Source organism: Flavobacterium sp. KH_035 (assembly GCF_057839565.1).
The window spans coordinates 1,326,978-1,344,159 of the sequence record NZ_CM174492.1; the positions used below are offsets into that span (position 1 = coordinate 1,326,978).

16 protein-coding genes are annotated in these 17,182 nt (G+C 34.3%); 6 read left to right on the plus strand and 10 right to left on the minus strand.

The window, feature by feature from the left end:
• Positions 1 to 60: 60 nt before the first annotated feature.
• The 5 genes from AC3IS6_RS05865 to hflX all read left to right on the plus strand — a co-directional run bounded on the left by AC3IS6_RS05865 (position 61) and on the right by hflX (position 8,149).
• Entirely contained in the window at positions 61 to 1,278 is a 1,218-nt protein-coding gene (locus AC3IS6_RS05865; RefSeq protein WP_489164073.1) for an MFS transporter, read from the plus strand.
• Between the two features lie 257 nt (positions 1,279 to 1,535).
• On the plus strand, positions 1,536 to 4,373 hold the full coding sequence (locus tag AC3IS6_RS05870) for a carboxypeptidase-like regulatory domain-containing protein (protein ID WP_489164074.1): 2,838 nt from the start codon (positions 1,536 to 1,538) through the stop codon (positions 4,371 to 4,373).
• A 21-nt stretch (positions 4,374 to 4,394) separates the two neighbouring features.
• Positions 4,395 to 5,744 (plus strand): DUF5689 domain-containing protein, encoded by a 1,350-nt coding sequence (locus AC3IS6_RS05875; RefSeq protein WP_489164075.1) that lies wholly within the window; start codon positions 4,395 to 4,397, stop codon positions 5,742 to 5,744.
• Positions 5,745 to 5,882: 138 nt separating this feature from the next.
• The gene (locus AC3IS6_RS05880; RefSeq protein WP_489164076.1) at positions 5,883 to 6,752 is read left to right on the plus strand and encodes a hypothetical protein; all 870 of its coding nucleotides are present in this window, start codon (positions 5,883 to 5,885) and stop codon (positions 6,750 to 6,752) included.
• Positions 6,753 to 6,919: 167 nt separating this feature from the next.
• Complete coding sequence (gene hflX / locus AC3IS6_RS05885; RefSeq protein ID WP_489164077.1) at positions 6,920 to 8,149, plus strand: GTPase HflX; 1,230 nt, start codon at positions 6,920 to 6,922, stop codon at positions 8,147 to 8,149.
• Between the two features lie 41 nt (positions 8,150 to 8,190).
• On the opposite strand, the gene AC3IS6_RS05890 is transcribed toward hflX, so the two are convergent.
• From AC3IS6_RS05890 to AC3IS6_RS05920, 7 genes are all read right to left on the minus strand, one after another.
• A complete protein-coding gene (locus tag AC3IS6_RS05890) occupies positions 8,191 to 9,141 on the minus strand; it encodes a DUF3078 domain-containing protein (protein ID WP_173965386.1) in 951 nt (316 codons plus the stop codon).
• Between the two features lie 80 nt (positions 9,142 to 9,221).
• Positions 9,222 to 9,731, minus strand: a complete 510-nt coding sequence (locus AC3IS6_RS05895; protein WP_489164078.1) for a DUF2480 family protein — start codon at positions 9,729 to 9,731, stop codon at positions 9,222 to 9,224.
• A gap of 65 nt (positions 9,732 to 9,796) precedes the next feature.
• Positions 9,797 to 10,120, minus strand: coding sequence for an SUF system Fe-S cluster assembly protein (locus AC3IS6_RS05900; protein WP_489164079.1), 324 nt, complete (start codon positions 10,118 to 10,120; stop codon positions 9,797 to 9,799).
• Positions 10,121 to 10,239: 119 nt separating this feature from the next.
• Positions 10,240 to 10,647: a GxxExxY protein gene (locus AC3IS6_RS05905; protein WP_489164080.1), complete on the minus strand. Its 408-nt coding sequence runs from the start codon at positions 10,645 to 10,647 to the stop codon at positions 10,240 to 10,242.
• Between the two features lie 184 nt (positions 10,648 to 10,831).
• Positions 10,832 to 11,257 carry a SufE family protein gene (locus AC3IS6_RS05910; RefSeq protein ID WP_489164081.1) on the minus strand — a complete coding sequence of 142 codons (426 nt, stop codon included), beginning with the start codon at positions 11,255 to 11,257 and terminating at the stop codon, positions 10,832 to 10,834.
• 2 nt (positions 11,258 to 11,259) lie between these two features.
• Positions 11,260 to 11,613 carry a hypothetical protein gene (locus tag AC3IS6_RS05915; RefSeq protein ID WP_489164082.1) on the minus strand — a complete coding sequence of 118 codons (354 nt, stop codon included), beginning with the start codon at positions 11,611 to 11,613 and terminating at the stop codon, positions 11,260 to 11,262.
• Between the two features lie 79 nt (positions 11,614 to 11,692).
• Positions 11,693 to 12,907: an aminotransferase class V-fold PLP-dependent enzyme gene (locus AC3IS6_RS05920; protein WP_489164083.1), complete on the minus strand. Its 1,215-nt coding sequence runs from the start codon at positions 12,905 to 12,907 to the stop codon at positions 11,693 to 11,695.
• Between the two features lie 212 nt (positions 12,908 to 13,119).
• On the opposite strand from AC3IS6_RS05920, the gene AC3IS6_RS05925 reads away from it, so the two are divergent.
• The gene (locus tag AC3IS6_RS05925; protein WP_489164084.1) at positions 13,120 to 14,469 is read left to right on the plus strand and encodes a serine hydrolase domain-containing protein; all 1,350 of its coding nucleotides are present in this window, start codon (positions 13,120 to 13,122) and stop codon (positions 14,467 to 14,469) included.
• Between the two features lie 105 nt (positions 14,470 to 14,574).
• On the opposite strand, the gene sufD is transcribed toward AC3IS6_RS05925, so the two are convergent.
• The 3 genes from sufD to sufC form a co-directional block, all read right to left on the minus strand.
• Positions 14,575 to 15,891 carry a Fe-S cluster assembly protein SufD gene (gene sufD / locus AC3IS6_RS05930; RefSeq protein ID WP_489164085.1) on the minus strand — a complete coding sequence of 439 codons (1,317 nt, stop codon included), beginning with the start codon at positions 15,889 to 15,891 and terminating at the stop codon, positions 14,575 to 14,577.
• A gap of 117 nt (positions 15,892 to 16,008) precedes the next feature.
• A complete protein-coding gene (locus AC3IS6_RS05935; RefSeq protein WP_489164086.1) occupies positions 16,009 to 16,377 on the minus strand; it encodes a four helix bundle protein in 369 nt (122 codons plus the stop codon).
• 47 nt (positions 16,378 to 16,424) lie between these two features.
• Positions 16,425 to 17,171, minus strand: a complete 747-nt coding sequence (sufC, locus tag AC3IS6_RS05940) for a Fe-S cluster assembly ATPase SufC (protein WP_017494567.1) — start codon at positions 17,169 to 17,171, stop codon at positions 16,425 to 16,427.
• Positions 17,172 to 17,182: the final 11 nt, after the last annotated feature.

The window sequence follows — 17,182 nt, forward strand, 5'->3', positions numbered from 1 at the left end:
TTATAGGCTACAAAGTAGCTTTTTAGTACTTTTATAGTGTTAAATCCTAAACGCATCATTTTGATCAATTTCAATCCACTAGCACTATTCCAAACCAAAGGAAAAATTAAGAAAGTTTACAGAGAAGCTAAAATCTCTTATTTAAACCGAATTCGTTTTGCTGTTGGGATGTTTTATTTCGGAATGGGTTTGAGTTTTGCAACTTGGGCAAGCAGGATTCCGGATATCAAAACGGCATTACATTTAACCGAAGGAGATCTGGGATCTATTCTTTTTGCTTTGCCGATGGGGCAATTGCTTATTATGCCATTTTCGGGTAAGATGGTTACAAAATTAGGGAGCCATCGAATTTTAATCTTTTCTTTAATTATGTATGTTTTATGCCTGGCCAATTTAGGTCTGGCTACAACAGTCCTACAATTGTCATTAGGGTTATTCCTTTTTGGATTGTTTGGAAATCTTGCCAATATTGCTGTTAATACGCAAGGAGTTTATACTGAGGTACTTTTTAGAAAAACAATAATGTCCTCTTTTCACGGAATGTGGAGCTTTGCCGGATTTACCGGAGCTTTAGTAGGCTTAGGAATGCTGGCTTTAAAATTGAGCCCTCTTCATCACTTTATGATAGTGGCAGGAATTGTATTATTGATGATCGCTTTTAACTTTAAATTTTTAATCAAGGCCAAAGAGAAGATCAAAGTTAAAGACGAGAAGAAAAAACTGTTTGTAAAACCGGACAGTGCTTTAATCTGGCTTGGTGTGATTGGATTTTGCAGTATGGCAAGCGAAGGCGTTATGTTTGACTGGAGCGGAGTATATTTTAAAGATGTTGTAAAAGCACCGGGTCCACTAGTAATTTTAGGATACACTTCTTTCATGATCATGATGGCAAGCGGACGATTTTTAGGAGATGGACTGATTAATAAATTCGGACGTGAGCGTGTGATGCAAATTAGCGGAGTCATGATTTCAGCCGGACTTTTTACAGCCGTTTTTCTTCCTTATCTTATACCTTGTACTATTGCTTTTATGGCTGTTGGTTTAGGAGTTGCGACCATAGTTCCTACAGTTTACAGTATGGCAGGAAAAAATCCGACAGTTCCACCCGGAGAAGCTTTAACCATTGTTTCGAGTGTAAGTTTTCTGGGTTTCCTAATGGGACCACCGGTTATCGGACATATTGCGGAAACTTTTGGACTTCAGTTTTCGTTTGCTTTTATTGGAATTTTCGGAGTTTTAATAGCCTTTATGGTTTCTAAAATCAGAGTAACTACCTAGTTTAAACAAACACAAAATTTTTAAGAGTAAAAATAATTACTGTGGGTATCGCATTTTTAAATATTTTTTTAACAAGAAAATATTTTCATATTGTTTTTTGTTTATATTTGAATCCTGAACTTAAATAGTAAGTTTTAACTTATTATTTTATTTCCTTCCAAGAACCAATTTTATCTTTTGATGTAAGAGATTGAATGTTTTGTAATCAAAACCAATTCAATCTTAAAACTAAATTATAAAAGTAAATTGGGGTTTTCATGACAAAAAAATGTGTCTTATTATTTGTTTTATGGCCTATTGGTCTTCTATTTGCACAAGAACAGACTACTTTTTTAGGTACTGTGGTCGATGCAAAGACTCAAAATCTTCTGGTGAATGTCGTAGTAAACATACAGAATTCTTCGGTAACACAATTAACCAATGCAAAGGGAAAATTTGAGTTGCATGCTGTTATAAAGGGGGAACAATTATTATGGATACACAGTCAGGGTTATAAAGATCTTCTTTTAAAGATACAATCTAATTCAGGTCAAAAGGTAGATTTGGGCATGATACCGTTAGAAGATAATTTTTCAGATGAGACACCAGCAGCGTTAATCACGCTATTAGACAGCGATCTTTCGGAGGATAATAGTTCATCTGAAATGACTTCAGGTCTTTTACAATCTTCAAAAGATGTCTTTATGCAGGCTTCCGCGTTCAATTGGGGACAGGCCCGATTTAGGATTCGGGGTTTAGACAGTGAAAACGGAACAATGATGCTTAATGGCATGGTCATGAATAAAATTTATGATGGAAGGCCACAATGGAGTAATTGGGGAGGCCTGAACAATGTATTACGAAATCAGGAGTTTTCGATTGGCGCAGCCGCTTCAAACTATACTTTCGGAGGGATTTTAGGGACACAACAAATAACTACACGTGCTTCAACCTACAGGAAAAGCAGTCAGCTTTCCATCTCAGGGAGCAACACAACCTACAACTGGCGGACCATCGCAACTTATGCTTCAGGAATGAATGCTTCTGGTTGGGCTTATGTTCTTTCGGCAGGGAAGCGTTGGTCAAATGAGGGTTATTTTGAAGGAACAAATTTTGCAGCGGAGTCTTTTTTTGTGAGTGTTGAAAAAAAACTGAACGGCAAACAGTCGTTGAATTTTACCGGATTTTATACACCAAATTCGAGAGGGAAAAATTCAGCAAATACAGCTGAGGTTACTCAACTAACGAATGAAAAATACAATTCTTATTGGGGATTTCAAAGTGGAGAAAAACGAAACGCGAGGGTAAAAAGAGTCGAAGAACCTTTATTGATGCTAAATCATTATTACAAAATAAACGAAAAAACAAATCTGAATTCGAGTGTAATGTATCAATTTGGTCAAGTAGGAAACAGTACAATCGATTATCAAAATACAGCCAGTCCGGACCCTGTATATTATCAGAAGCTACCGAGTTATTACACCTCGATCTATGGAAAAGACAATGGGGAGTTTTCAGGAGATTTTACCCCCGATTATATAAATGCCGAACGAGCAAAAACAAAGTTTCTTGAAAACAGTCAGATCGATTGGAATCAGCTGTATCGTGCGAACCAGAAACCAATATTGAATTCGGATGGAATAATTAATGGATATGAGTTTGCTCAAAGTCATTATGTTTTATATGAAGACCGAACAGACGATAAAACCTTTGCCGTAAACTCAAATTTAAACATACAAATAACAGAGAACAGTGCTTTTGATGGAGGAATTACTTTTAGGAGTTTAAAATCACATCAGTTTCAGTATCTTTTAGACTTGCTGGGAGGACAATATTTTGAAGATATTGATGCATTTTATAAAGGAAACCAAGCACAGTCAGATTTGCAAAACCCCAATCGTCAGGTAAAAGAAGGAGATACTTATGGTTACAATTACAATTTTTTAGCAACAACAATTGATGCTTTCACTCAGTTTAAATTCAATTACAAAAAGACAGATTTTTATTTAGCTCAGTCTTATTCCGTTTCCAATTACCAGAGAGAAGGATTGTATCAAAATGGAATTTATCCAGCCTCTTCTCTTGGAAAAAGTAAAGATGTGAAGTTTGAAAATTTTGGTTTTAAAGGTGGTTTAACATATAAAATTTCAGGAAAACAATGGTTGTTTTTCAACGGAATGTATCTTACCAGAGCGCCATCTCTAAGAAATACGTTTTCAAATTCCCGATTGAATAACTCAGTTGTCGACGGAATCGAAAATGAAAACATCAGCAGTGTCGAAGGAAACCATGTTTTTCGTTCCCCGAACTTTAAGATTCGCTCAACAGTTTATTACACACTGATCAAAAACACAACCCGAACTTCTTTTTTCTATGCCGAAGGAATTTTCGATAAAGGTGCAAGTTATAACAATACCGATGCTTTTGTAAGTCAGACTTTAACACACTTGGATAAGAAAAATATCGGACTGGAATTTAGTATGGAATATCAAATTTCATCAACATTAAAAACTGTTTTAGCTACAGCATATGGAAACTATATTTATAGCAGTAATCCCAATGTAACAATAACGAATGATGCTAATGTAGGGAAAGACAACACTCCATCTGCTTTTGATTTTGGAGAATCGTACCTTAAAAACTACAAACAACCCGGTATGCCACAACAAGCTTTTTCGGTTGGATTAGAATACAGAGATCCTAAATATTGGTGGTTGGGAGCAAATATTAATTATTTGTCTGAGAGTTACATCGATGTTTCGCCAATCGCAAGAACAAATCGGTTTTATAAAAATTCGGTAAATGGTCTTGCATTTCCGGAAGCAACTGAAGAACGGACGGCAGCTTTACTGAAACAGGAAAAATTCGATCCAATTTCATTATTAAACATTACAGGTGGAAAATCCTGGCGCATATCCCATAGATATATTGGGCTTTTTTGGAGTATCAATAATGTTCTGGATGTTAGCTACAAAACGGGTGGTTTTGAACAGGCTCGGAATGCTAATTTTAGGGCTCTTAATCAGGATGTATCCAGTGGAACACCATCATTTGGTTCTAAATATTATTATGGATATGGAAGAACTTATTTCGTAAACCTTACAATGAGTTTGTAAAAATTTTAAAATTAATTTGAAATGAAAGATAGATTTTTAATTTTCGGTTATGCCTTATTATTACTCCTTATTTATAGTTGTAATAATGAAATCGAAATTCCAAAGTTGGAATGTACACAGCCCAATTTAGTAGTAAATCAGAAGGTTCAAAGGGTTAAGGATGTTTCGGGGCTTGTTCCGAAACAATATGGGTATGACGATGTCATTGAGGCCTATGTAATATCGAGTGATGAAGGAGGAAATTTTTTCAAGACCCTTTTTTTGCAAACTATACCAACAGAAAAAATACCGGCAATAGGATTTAATGTTCCGGTCGATGTTTCTAATATTTACATTGATTTTCGTGTGGGAGCCAAAGTGAATATTAAATTGAAGAATCAGTTTACAGATTTGTACTTCGGTGGTTTGCGTATTGGAAGTTTATATGTGAGCAATTCGGGAGATCCAACAATTGGCAGAGTCTCGCAAACTGATTATAAAAGTGTTCTCAATGCTTCATGTACCGTAATTGATGAAAGTCGATTGGTAAAAGTAATTTCAGTTGAAGAGGCGTTAAGCGATGAGAGACTCAATACCCTGATTGAGCTAAAAGAAGTTCAGTTTACCGAGGAAGCGATTGGGCGTCGTTATTTTGAAGAATCGAACAATATAGGTGGTTCGACAAATTGGAACCTTCGAGATAAAAGCGGTAATCAGATTATTTTCAGAACAAGTAGTTACGCTGGTTTTGCCGCTAATTTTGTACCGGAAGGGAGTGGTAAAGTGAGGGGGATTTTGACAAAATTTGGATCAGATTATCAACTAATGGTCCGATCAGAAAAAGATCTGGAGATGAAAGGGAAAAGAAATGTTCCGTTTTTTGCAGAAGATTTTCAATCGGTAAAAAACAATGTAAATTTTACTCTGCCAGGTTGGAGCAATATTGTAGAAAAAGCTTCAAAATTATGGAAAAGCATGTTGTATGCCGGAAATGGTTATGCAGAATTTAATACTACAAGCACAACAGCTGCTGTTAACATCGCCTGGTTGGTCACTCCAAAAATCAATTTGAGTGGGTATAAAAATTCAACTCTATCATTTAGAAGTGCACAGCATGATTTAAAGATTGATTCACCATCAAATATATTGGAAGTCTATGTTTCAACTAATTTTGACGGCTCGAATGTAACCAAAGCGAAGTGGACAAAATTAACAGCAAAATTTCCTTCTTTGTCAACACCTGCAAGAACGTTTATAAGTTCCGGAGCAGTTGATTTATCTGCATATTCAGGAAACATTCATATTGCATTTAAATATACGGGTTCCGGTAAGGATAAAACATTAAATGGAGCTTTTATGGTTGACGACGTCAGGATTTTCGCCGAAAAGTAAATGGCTTTTGTTCATTGATGTAGTTAAGAGGTTGATTTTTAGCGGATAATTTAATAGTGCAGTGTTTTTCAGATTTAAACTGTTAAAATTTAGTAGAATTTTGTATTTTGGTCACCCCAAATCAATACAAATACCACTATGAAAACCTACTTTATTGCCATCATAATGATGGTTTTTCCATGCTTAGTGCACAGTCAGAATCAGGATACTGCACCTGTCAGACTGAAACAAATCAATATTGTAAAAACAAATTACCAAAACTCTAAAGATGGTGAAATTGTAAACAAAACAATTGTTTTTAAAGACGGAAAAATACAAACCATTACTACTTCAGATGTTATTCAGCATTTCTTTTACAACACCAAAGGATTATTGGATATGACAGTAAAGGATAAGGTTGGAAGCGATTGGAAAGAAGTTGTGAATTATACTTATGATGCAGATAATAACATTACAAAGTTTGTAAAAAAATACCAGGAAGGGAATGATTACATTACCAAAGTCGTAACTTTTGGCTACGAAGGAGCGAGAGTAAAAGTAACTACCAAAAAGAGCACCAATCACCAGAATTTAGTGGATGATATCGAATATATTGTTGAAAACGGGATCATTGTGAGACGTACTTCACGTGACAGAAATAAAGCAATTATTGGGAAAATTGAATATGTTTATTTCAATGATAATGTCATAAAACATAAAGGTTTGGTAGGAGATAAAATTTCGAAAAGTTTTACGTTTGATGATAAAAATTCGGTTGATCTTCTGATTGTTAAAAAATTGTTTGGAGACAATTATAAAGTAATTGTACCGATGATCTCCTATCATGAAGAAGAATTTAGTTTTGAATCAATCTCTCCTAATAATGAAATTGTTTTTAGCCCTTCTTCTACTGTTTTGGTTGGAGTGAGCAGAAAATACAAATACAATAAACTGAATTTCCCGATTTCTTGCTCTCAGGTGGAGGAAAACGGAATTGTAAAAACAGAGAAGACTTTTATTTACGAGTAACGTAAATTTTAAAACTGAAATTCCAAATCCCAAATTCCAATTGTTTATTGAAGTTTGGGATTTGGAGTTTTTTAAAGATAGGGTATTTTCCCAAATAGAACTTAAAAAAGAAATTCTATAAGCGTTAGTACCTTACAAATCATTAAATTTGCACCTTATTCAAAGCTATGTTAGAAAAAGAAGTTATAAATTTTGAGAGAACCGCCATTGTAGGTATTATAACTCAAAATCAGAGTGAAGAAAAACTTAACGAATATCTGGACGAATTAGAGTTTTTGACTTTTACAGCAGGAGGTGAAGTGATTAAGCGCTTTTCGCAAAAAGTGGAACGTCCAAATCCTAAAACTTTTGTAGGGACAGGAAAAATAGATGAAATCAATCTTTTTGTAAAAGAAAACGACATATCGACTTTAATTTTTGATGATGAATTATCACCATCACAACAAAAGAATATTTCCAGAATTATAGATTGTAAAATCTTAGATCGTACGAATTTAATTCTTGATATTTTTGCCCAAAGAGCTGAGACCTCTTATGCAAGGACGCAAGTTGAATTGGCGCAATGTCAATATTTATTACCAAGACTTTCGGGGTTGTGGACACACCTTGAGCGTCAGAAAGGTGGTATTGGTATGCGTGGTCCGGGAGAAACCGAGATCGAAACTGACAGGCGTATTGTACGTGACCGAATTTCGTTGTTAAAAGACAAAATCAAAACAATCGATAAACAAATGAGTATCCAGCGCAGTAATCGCGGTGCGATGGTGCGTGTGGCACTGGTAGGATATACCAATGTTGGAAAATCGACGCTCATGAATGCAATTGGTAAAAGTGATGTTTTTGTTGAAAATAAATTATTCGCAACTTTAGATACTACCGTTCGAAAAGTAGTTATTAAAAATCTACCATTCTTATTGTCGGATACGGTAGGTTTTATTAGAAAATTACCAACACAATTGGTTGACTCTTTTAAAAGTACTTTGGATGAGGTTCGTGAAGCCGATTTATTATTACATGTTGTAGATATTTCACATCCTGATTTTGAGGATCATATCGAATCGGTAAATCAGACTTTGCTAGAGATCAAGAGTAATGATAAACCAACGATCATGGTTTTTAATAAAATTGATGCCTACAAACATTTAACGATCGATGAAGATGATTTGATTACCGAAAGAACCAGAAGACATTACACACTTGAAGAATGGAAGCAAACCTGGATGGGTAATGTTGGAGAAAATAATGCCTTGTTTATCTCGGCAACACAAAAAGAGAATTTTGAGGAATTCAGAGAAATAGTTTACGAAGCAGTTCGTCAGATTCATATCACGAGATTCCCATATAATAAGTTTTTGTATCCGGATTATAAAGATGCAATCGAAAAAGAAGAAGAATAACAAAAACGGCTTTTGAATTACTCAAAAGCCGTTTTTGTTTATTAGAAACCGAAATTAACTCCTAAGCCGAAAACTTCTCTGGTTTGAAAACCTTTAAAAGCATTGTCGTCATAAATGGCCTGAAAGGATAAATTGGCAGATAAAAATTTGTTTACTTTCATGATGATGTTCAAGGAGTAATTGATGTCTACATTTTGAGGATCTTCTAAATAATTAGAGTACAGGTTCAAAGTGTTTTCTGCAGTTACATTAGTCATGATGGCCAATTTATAATAAACTGAAGCATAGAAACCTAATTCGTAACGCATACTTTTATTCGCATCTACACCAAAATAGGCGCCATCGACATAGGGTAAACCGGTTGTCTGATCAATTCCTGAAGTGTAAGCGTTGTCTACAAAAGTGAATTTTGAAGTTAAAGGGGCAAAGTTTACTTTAAGATTTTCATCTTTTGACCAATAAATACCAGGACCGGTAGTCAGATAACCAGGAGACATGAATTTGGTGTTTTCGGTTCTAATTTCCTTTCCGTTTGCATCTTTCCCATAAACGTAACCAGTAGTAAACTGGGTTCTAAAATTCAGGAAATAAGAATAATACCATTCTCCAAAAGCTCTTTTACCTACAATTGAATTGAATTCAAGACGGTCATCTGTCTTTTTTCCAAAATCTGTATTCTTAGTTTGTAAAATACCGTAAGAAGCCAGGATTTTATTGTCCCAGGTAAGATCTTCTTTTTTGTAATTGAAATCATAGTTGATACCTAATGTTCCGGAAAAGCTGTCTTCGCCTCCTGCAATCCAATTGTTAAAGCTTGATTGATTTAGTAAAAGAGAGACAGTTCCTTTAGCTTTCCATCCTTCATCTTCTATTGTATCATTTATTTTTTTTACCGCTTTTTCAGTATTTTGAATAAGTTCTTTTTCAGAATTTTGGGCTTGAACAAAAGTTAAGTTCGCTAAAATAAGGAGTAATAACGCTAGCTTTTTCATGATATCTGGTTTAAATGTGTAAGAACAAATATACTAAATAATCGTTAAAAAAGACTTATGGGATGTAGCGGTAAGGAATGTTATTTCTTTGATTCTTTGTATAATGGCACCGCCGAACAAGCCTCGCCATACATAATACTTCTTGCAAAAGGCTGTAAATAAGTTGCAGCCAAAATGTAAGCACGGGTTGGAACAGGTTTTCGGGAACATCCTTTTACAATGACAGGTTTGTTTTTGTAAGCAGAGTAGTCAAGCTTGCTCAGTATCTCTTCGTATAAACTCGCTTCCAAATCCTCTATAGTTCCATTGACCACTTTTTTGGCATAAGGAGCCAATTGTATAGCAACAAGAATAGAAGACCATGCCGGAACAATAGCATCTGTGCTACAGTTTATAGCCACATATTGATCCTGGTATTGCGACCAATCGTGATTTTTTAAATGCTCTCTAAAGTCTTTTTCTTTTAATAAAAAACCTTCTAAAAGCCATTGTGATATATCGATTTGAACACGCGCTCCTTTTGGGTAATAATCTTCAAGATCAAATACCTCCAAAGCACTATTGGTAACTTTATTGATGATTTCTTCCATATGAAAAGTTAGTTTCAGGTTTCAAGTTTCAGGTGGTGTGAACTTGAAACCTAAAACAAATTTTATTAAAGCATTCCTAATTCTAATTTTGCTTCTTCGCTCATTAGATCTTTACTCCACGGCGGATCGAAAGTAATTTCAACATCAACATCTTTTATGTTTTCAATTGTTTTTACTTTTTCTTCTACTTCTCTCGGTAAGCTTTCTGCAACAGGGCAGTTTGGAGAGGTTAAAGTCATTAAGATTTTTACTTCGTAATCAGTATTGACCATTACATCGTAAATTAATCCTAGCTCATATATGTCTACAGGAATTTCCGGATCATAAATGCCTTTTAAAACTTTTACGATTGATTCTCCTAATTCGTTTGTGTCTATTTCTCGTTCCATTGTTTTTTGTTTTCCACCATAATAAGTGATATAAGTTCATTTAAAAATTATTCTCAAACTTTTGCTAATTAAAAAATGAGCATATAATTTCTTATATGGTTTAATTTTTATTTAATTCTTTAATCTTCTAGCCAACGATATAATTCGTTGACATATGTTTTTTGACCTTCGTGATAAATATTTGTTACATTAAAATTTATCATTAATCCAATCGGTGAGTTTAAAAGCTTCATATAAGACATTAGCTTGGCAATGTGAATTGGTACGATTTTATCAACGGCTTTTAATTCCAGAACCAAACAGTTTTCAATAAATAAATCACATTTTAAATCAGATTCAAGTTCTAAACCTTTATATTCAACAGGAATTACCAATTCAGATTGAAAATTGATTCCTCTTAGTGATAATTCTCTAATCATACACTGATGATAAATATTTTCTAAAAGTCCCGCTCCAATATTTTTATGAACTTCAATTGCCGCACCATTTACCTTATAAATTAAATCAGTCAGATATTTCTTTGTCATTACACTTTTTTCAGCAATAATAACAAATAAAAAAGAAAGATAAAGCTTACTTTTTTATATTTAAACCATATAAGTTCATTAAAGCATTGTGCTTATGTTTTCTTAATCCAATATGATTTTATTCTAGTTTAATTTTAACCAACCAGCTTATAATTTCTTATATAACTTATATGGTTTAAAAACCTTAATTTTTATTTTTTGCGTCAAAAGCCAATGCATACATTTTGATGTTTTTAATCATCGAGACTAAACCATTTGCACGTGTTGCTGATAAATGTTCTTTTAAGCCAATTTCGTCAATAAAATCAACATCTGCATTCAAAATATCTGATGCTTTTTGATTCGAGAATGTACGAATTAAAATGGCGATAATTCCTTTGGTTAGAATAGCATCACTATCGGCAGTAAATACGATTTTATCCTCTTTTTCTTCACCTTGTAACCAAACTTTCGATTGGCATCCTTTGATCAGATTCTCGTCGGTTTTATATTCTTCTTTGATTAACGGAAGAGTTTTTCCTAATTCGATGATATATTCGTAACGTTGCATCCAGTCATCAAACATCGAAAATTCGTCTATTATTTCGTTTTGTATTTCTTTTATTGTCATAATTATTCTTTCGTAAAATCCAGCAGCAAATTTACCAATTTTTCTATCTCTTTTGGTGGATATCCATTGTCGAAACCCAGAGTTTCGTATGTTTTCTTATCCTGAGTGATTTTTAAATTTCCTAGCGCAGCACCATCGTGAAAACGTTTTTCTGTTGGTCCTTTTAGATTTGGAATGTTTTTGATATTGATTTTTGAAAACTCAGCTACAATCTGCTTCCATTTTAAATCATCTATTTTGCTTTCAACGGGCTGAACATTGCGACCATTGGTAACCGAAACCATTTTATTCTGTACCACGATCACTTTGTAAATGCCTCGGGAAACGGCAGAATATTCAATTTCAGTAGCTTTCATATCAGCTTTTTTTTGGCTGGAACAGCTTGTTCCTATAAAAAACGTTAAGAGCAACAAAGATAATATTCTCATAATTTTTTTAGCTTAACATCGTTTTTGCCTTTTTAATGGCCTCAACCATTATGTCAATTTCTTCTTTGGTGTTGTAAAAAGAAAAAGAGGCACGAATAGTTCCCGGAATGCAGAAAAAGTTCATAATTGGCTGTGCACAATGGTGTCCGGTTCTAACGGCAATTCCCAGTTTATCGATAATTGAACCAATATCGTATGGATGGATTCCATCAATATTAAACGAAATTACAGAGGCTTTATTTTTTCCGGTTCCGTAAATTTTCAGACCTTCAATTTCTAATAAACGTTTTGTTGCGTGCTCTAATAAATGTGTTTCGTGCTGATGAATGTTGTGGAAACCAATATGGTTTAAATAATCAACGGCAGTTCCTAAAACAATTCCGCCAGCGATATTTGGAGTTCCTGCTTCAAATTTATGAGGTAAATCAGCATAAGTCGTTTTCTCGAAAGTAACTTCTTTGATCATTTCACCACCACCCTGATAAGGAGGTAATTTGTTTAACCATTCTTCTTTTCCATAAAGAATTCCGGTTCCGGTTGGTCCGCACATCTTATGTCCCGAAAAAGCATAAAAATCACAATCTAAATCCTGAACGTCAGGTTTTAAATGCGGAACAGCCTGCGCACCATCGATCAAAACAGCCGCACCAACAGCATGAGCTTTTTCGATCATATATTTGATCGGATTAATAATTCCTAATGCGTTCGAAATGTGATTCACCGTTACCACTTTAGTCTTTTCAGACAATAAGGCATCGTAGGCTTCCATTATAAGCTCTCCCTCCTCATTCATCGGAATAACTTTAAGGGTTGCTCCCGTTTTCTCACATAACATTTGCCAGGGCACGATGTTACTGTGATGTTCTAATGAAGAAACAATTATTTCGTCTCCTGGTTTTAAAATTGAAGCAAAACCGTTGGTTACTAAGTTGATTCCGTGAGTAGTTCCTGAAGTAAAAAGTACTTCGTGCGAAAACTTCGCATTGATATGATGTTGGATTTTGACTCTTGAAATTTCGTAAGCATCAGTTGCCAATTGACTCAAAGTATGAACACCACGATGAATGTTGGCGTTGATCTCCTGATAATACTTTGCGATCGCATCAATCACAATTTGTGGTTTTTGTGAGGTTGCGCCGTTGTCGAAATATACTAAAGGTTTTCCGTTTACTTTTTCTGAAAGTATCGGAAAATCAGCTCTTATTTTTTGGATGTCTAACATGTCTTATTTAGAAAAATTCTACCTACAAAAGTACTAAAACAAAATTGGTTTATCCATTAAAACTATAATTTCCTTTTATAGTACCATCAATTGAGGGTTTATATATTGATTCTTTAAAATTTGTTCGGTTTTTTTTTAATTTTATTTCTAGAATAAGTTGTACAATCTTGATTGTAAAATATTTATATTGCATTAAAATTATCTTTAGCTATATGAAAAAATTTCTAAAATTACTTGTCTTTGTTTTAGTTCTTGCATTTTTGTATTTTGGGTTTACTACTTATCCCAAACTTGATTTGATTTCAGCCTTTTCGGCCAAAAGTGTAGCATCAGGTCATTTTATTGATCATCGTTCGAAGGAATTAATCGAAAAAACCGATAATGATATCAACATGATTACTTTAGCTACCAACACTATTAATGATGCAGAAAAATTTGCTACTTCTACGGTTTATGGTCTAAAAGAAAGAAAGGCGATTTACAGAGAGGGACTGGGAGCGATCTTGATAAATGATGATTTTGATGCTTCGAAACCTTATCTGCTTCCAAAGAGAACTAAATTAGTCAATAATCTTCCTTTTCCTTATGGGAATAACGAACCAAAAGATTCCGCTTTTTCGAATGTTAATTATTCAAAATTGAAAAAAGCCATTGATGATTCTTTCGATAAAAATGGTGGAAAAGCGAAACGTACACGAGCAGTTGTAGTTTTATATAAAGACAAATTGATTGGCGAAAAATATGATACAGGTTTTAGCAAAGACAGTAAAATTCTGGGTTGGTCGATGACTAAAAGTATTACAAGTTCGGCTTTTGGAGTTTTGGCCAAACAGCGAAAAATGGATATCTATAAACCTGCTCCAATTGCAGAATGGCAAAATGACGAGCGTAAAATTATTACTACTAATGATTTGCTTCATATGAATTCAGGTCTGGAATGGGAGGAGGATTACACTAAAATTTGTGATGCAACTGAAATGCTTTTTCAGGCTGAGGATATGGGGAAGGTACAAATGGATAAAGCGGCTAAGTATAAACCTAATACGCATTGGTATTACTCTTCCGGAACTACTAATTTATTATCGCGAATTTTAAGAAGTCAGTTTAAAACACAGCAGGAATATCTTGATTTTTGGTATAGTGCCGTAATCGATAAAATCGGAATGAACTCGATGATTGTGGAACAGGATATGTCGGGAATTTTTGTGGGATCTTCTTACGCCTGGGCAACAGCGAGAGACTGGTCAAAATTCGGACTACTGTATTTACATAAGGGAAATTGGAATGGAGAGCAGGTCTTAGAGGAGAGCTGGGTAAAGTATACCGCAACTCCAACGAATGCTTCAAATGGAGGTTATGGAGCTCAGTTTTGGTTAAATGCAGGAGGGAAGTTTCCCGATGCGCCTCGTGATATGTTTTATTGTAATGGTTATCAGGGACAAATGGTAGCGATTATTCCGTCTCTGGATATGGTAATTGTTAGGATGGGAGTGAATGAAGGAGGTCATTATTTTGATTTTAATGAATTTCTGAAGGAGGTTATTTCTTCAGTAAAAAAATAAATTTAACCGCAAAGACGCCAAGTAAAAAGAGCAAAGTTCGCAAAGTTTAAAATTAAACCCTGCGAACTTTGTGTAACTCTTTGCGAACCTTGCGGTCAAATCATTTTACAAATCAAATCCTAAATTCACACCTAATTTTGTAGCGATGATTTTAGTGATTCGTTGTTTTAATTCTGGTATTTTAATGCTTTCGATTACCGCATTTGAAAATGCGTACATCAACAAAGCTTTAGCTTCTTTTTTCGGGATTCCACGAGACTGCATGTAGAACATTGCTGTTTCGTCTAATTGTCCAACGGTACAGCCGTGAGAACATTTTACGTCGTCAGCAAAAATCTCTAATTGAGGTTTGGCATTGATGGTCGCTTTGTCACTCAATAAAATGTTGTTGCTTTTTTGGAAAGCATTTGTTTTTTGAGCTTCTTTTTCTACCAATACTTTTCCGTTGAAGACTCCAGTTGAGCGATCAGAGAAAATTCCTTTATAGTCCTGAAAACTTTCGCAGTTTGGTGTTGCGTGATTTACTAAAGTATAATGATCGACGTGTTGCTTTTCACCAATAATCGTGATTCCGTTTAACGTACTGGTTAACCTTTCACCAAAATGATAAAAGTTTAGGTTGTTACGTGTCAAATTTCCTCCAAACGAAAAAGTATGTACATAAACATGACTTTCTTGTTGCTGCGAAACATACGTATTGTCAATTAAATTGGCTTCGTTATTGTCGTTTTGAATTTTGTAATGATCAACAATTGCACGTTTTTGAGCAAAAATCTCGGTAACAGAATTTGTTAAAACCGGATTTTCGTTCAGGCTTTGGTGACGTTCGATGATTTGTACATGTGAATTTTCGCCTACAATAATCAAATTTCTAGGCTGAACCATTAATACAGCTTCATTACCTGTAGAGAAATACATGATTTCGATAGGTTTGTCGGCTACTTTCTTTTGTGGAATATTGATAAAGGCTCCTTCGCTTGCAAAAGCAGTATTCAACGAAGTTAAACTTTCATCTTTACTTGCAATCTGATTGAAGTAGGTATCAATAATCATTTTATATTTAGGTTTGGTCAATGCCGAAGACATTAAACAAACATCAATTCCATCATGTGTGGTAGAAGATAAATGCGAACTAAAAACACCATCAATAAACACCAATTTATAGGTGTCAATTTCGTGTAAAAAGTATTTTTTTACCTGATTAAATTCAATTGCATTTTCCTGCTTTGGAAAAACCGTAAAGTCATTTTTTAAGATGGCGTTTAACGATGTGTATTTCCAAGCTTCTTCTTTTTTGGTTGGGAAACCTTTATTTTCAAAGTTTTTTAGTGCTTTGGTGCGAATATCATGCAAATCTGAATGTACATCGACACGCTCTTCAAAAGCCATAAAAGACGATACTAATTTTTCTTTTAAATCCATTTTTTTTGTTAGTCTTAAAGTCGAAAGTCGAAAGTCGAAAGACTTGAGATTGTCGACTGTTTTGCCAAAAGGTTAAAAATTTAAAGCATAAAGTTTGATACTTTATGACTTTCGACTTTATGACTTTGGGCTCAAATATTTAATGAAACCGCTTAATAATTTCGATATTTCTGTTACCGATTCTAAAAGCATTTCAAATTCTTCTTTTATAATATATTCTAAATCAAAAGCTAAATATAATTGAGATCTAACTTCTCCTGCGGATGCTTTGGCTACATATAAAAAGTAGACAAACTCTTTATCAGTATTTCTCTCAAAACCTTCTGCTATATTTGATGATATAGAAAGTGAGGCACGTCTTATTTGTCTAACAAAATCAAAGTCTTTTTTGAAATTAGAATTTTCAGTAATCAAATATATTTTCTTATTGAAGATTCTGGATTTCTGCCATGAATTTATTTCTTCAAAAGATTCAAACTTACTCATGTTTTTTTTCGACTTTATGACTTTTGACTTTCGACTTTATGACTTTCTTAATTCTCTGCCTTAATCCAGTCGTATCCTTTTTCTTCCAGTTCGTAGGCTAGTTCTTTTCCTCCTGATTTTACGATTCTTCCATTGTAAAGAACGTGAACGAAATCCGGAACGATATAATCTAACAAACGTTGGTAGTGTGTGATTACGATAATGGCATTTTTTTCGCTTTTCAATTTGTTAACTCCATTAGCCACAATTCTTAGCGCGTCGATATCAAGACCGGAATCAGTTTCGTCAAGGATCGCTAGTTTAGGTTCTAACATTGCCATTTGAAAAATCTCATTTCTTTTTTTCTCTCCTCCTGAAAAACCTTCGTTTAGGGAACGAGATAAAAATTTACGGTCGATTTCTAATAACTCAGATTTCTCACGAATTACTTTTAGCATTTCATTAGCAGGCATTTCTTCCTGACCGTTTGCTTTACGAGTTTCGTTGATTGCAGTTTTCATGAAGTTGGTTACACTAACTCCTGGAATTTCTACAGGGTATTGAAAAGAAAGGAAAACTCCTTTGTGTGCTCTTTCTTCAGGAGCAAGATCAGCAAGATCTTCTCCGTCAAGGAAAACTTCTCCGTCAGTAACTTCGTAGTTTTCGTTTCCGGCAATTACAGCCGAAAGTGTACTTTTTCCAGAACCGTTTGGTCCCATGATAGCGTGTACTTCGCCAGCTTTAACTTCTATATTAATTCCTTTAAGGATTTCTTTATCACCAATTGAGGCGTGAAGGTTTTTTATTGATAACATTGTTTTTTTAT

Bases quoted from the DNA above. Each gene is read 5' to 3' on its own strand.
- AC3IS6_RS05870 (WP_489164074.1), top strand. From the start codon at position 1,536: ATGACAAAAAAATGTGTCTTATTATTTGTTTTATGGCCTATTGGTCTT.
- AC3IS6_RS05875 (WP_489164075.1), top strand. From the start codon at position 4,395: ATGAAAGATAGATTTTTAATTTTCGGTTATGCCTTATTATTACTCCTT.
- AC3IS6_RS05880 (WP_489164076.1), top strand. From the start codon at position 5,883: ATGAAAACCTACTTTATTGCCATCATAATGATGGTTTTTCCATGCTTA.
- hflX (WP_489164077.1), top strand. From the start codon at position 6,920: ATGTTAGAAAAAGAAGTTATAAATTTTGAGAGAACCGCCATTGTAGGT.
- AC3IS6_RS05890 (WP_173965386.1), bottom strand. From the start codon at position 9,141: ATGAAAAAGCTAGCGTTATTACTCCTTATTTTAGCGAACTTAACTTTT.
- AC3IS6_RS05895 (WP_489164078.1), bottom strand. From the start codon at position 9,731: ATGGAAGAAATCATCAATAAAGTTACCAATAGTGCTTTGGAGGTATTT.
- AC3IS6_RS05900 (WP_489164079.1), bottom strand. From the start codon at position 10,120: ATGGAACGAGAAATAGACACAAACGAATTAGGAGAATCAATCGTAAAA.
- AC3IS6_RS05905 (WP_489164080.1), bottom strand. From the start codon at position 10,647: ATGACAAAGAAATATCTGACTGATTTAATTTATAAGGTAAATGGTGCG.
- AC3IS6_RS05910 (WP_489164081.1), bottom strand. From the start codon at position 11,257: ATGACAATAAAAGAAATACAAAACGAAATAATAGACGAATTTTCGATG.
- AC3IS6_RS05915 (WP_489164082.1), bottom strand. From the start codon at position 11,613: ATGAAAGCTACTGAAATTGAATATTCTGCCGTTTCCCGAGGCATTTAC.
- AC3IS6_RS05920 (WP_489164083.1), bottom strand. From the start codon at position 12,907: ATGTTAGACATCCAAAAAATAAGAGCTGATTTTCCGATACTTTCAGAA.
- AC3IS6_RS05925 (WP_489164084.1), top strand. From the start codon at position 13,120: ATGAAAAAATTTCTAAAATTACTTGTCTTTGTTTTAGTTCTTGCATTT.
- sufD (WP_489164085.1), bottom strand. From the start codon at position 15,891: ATGGATTTAAAAGAAAAATTAGTATCGTCTTTTATGGCTTTTGAAGAG.
- AC3IS6_RS05935 (WP_489164086.1), bottom strand. From the start codon at position 16,377: ATGAGTAAGTTTGAATCTTTTGAAGAAATAAATTCATGGCAGAAATCC.
- sufC (WP_017494567.1), bottom strand. From the start codon at position 17,171: ATGTTATCAATAAAAAACCTTCACGCCTCAATTGGTGATAAAGAAATC.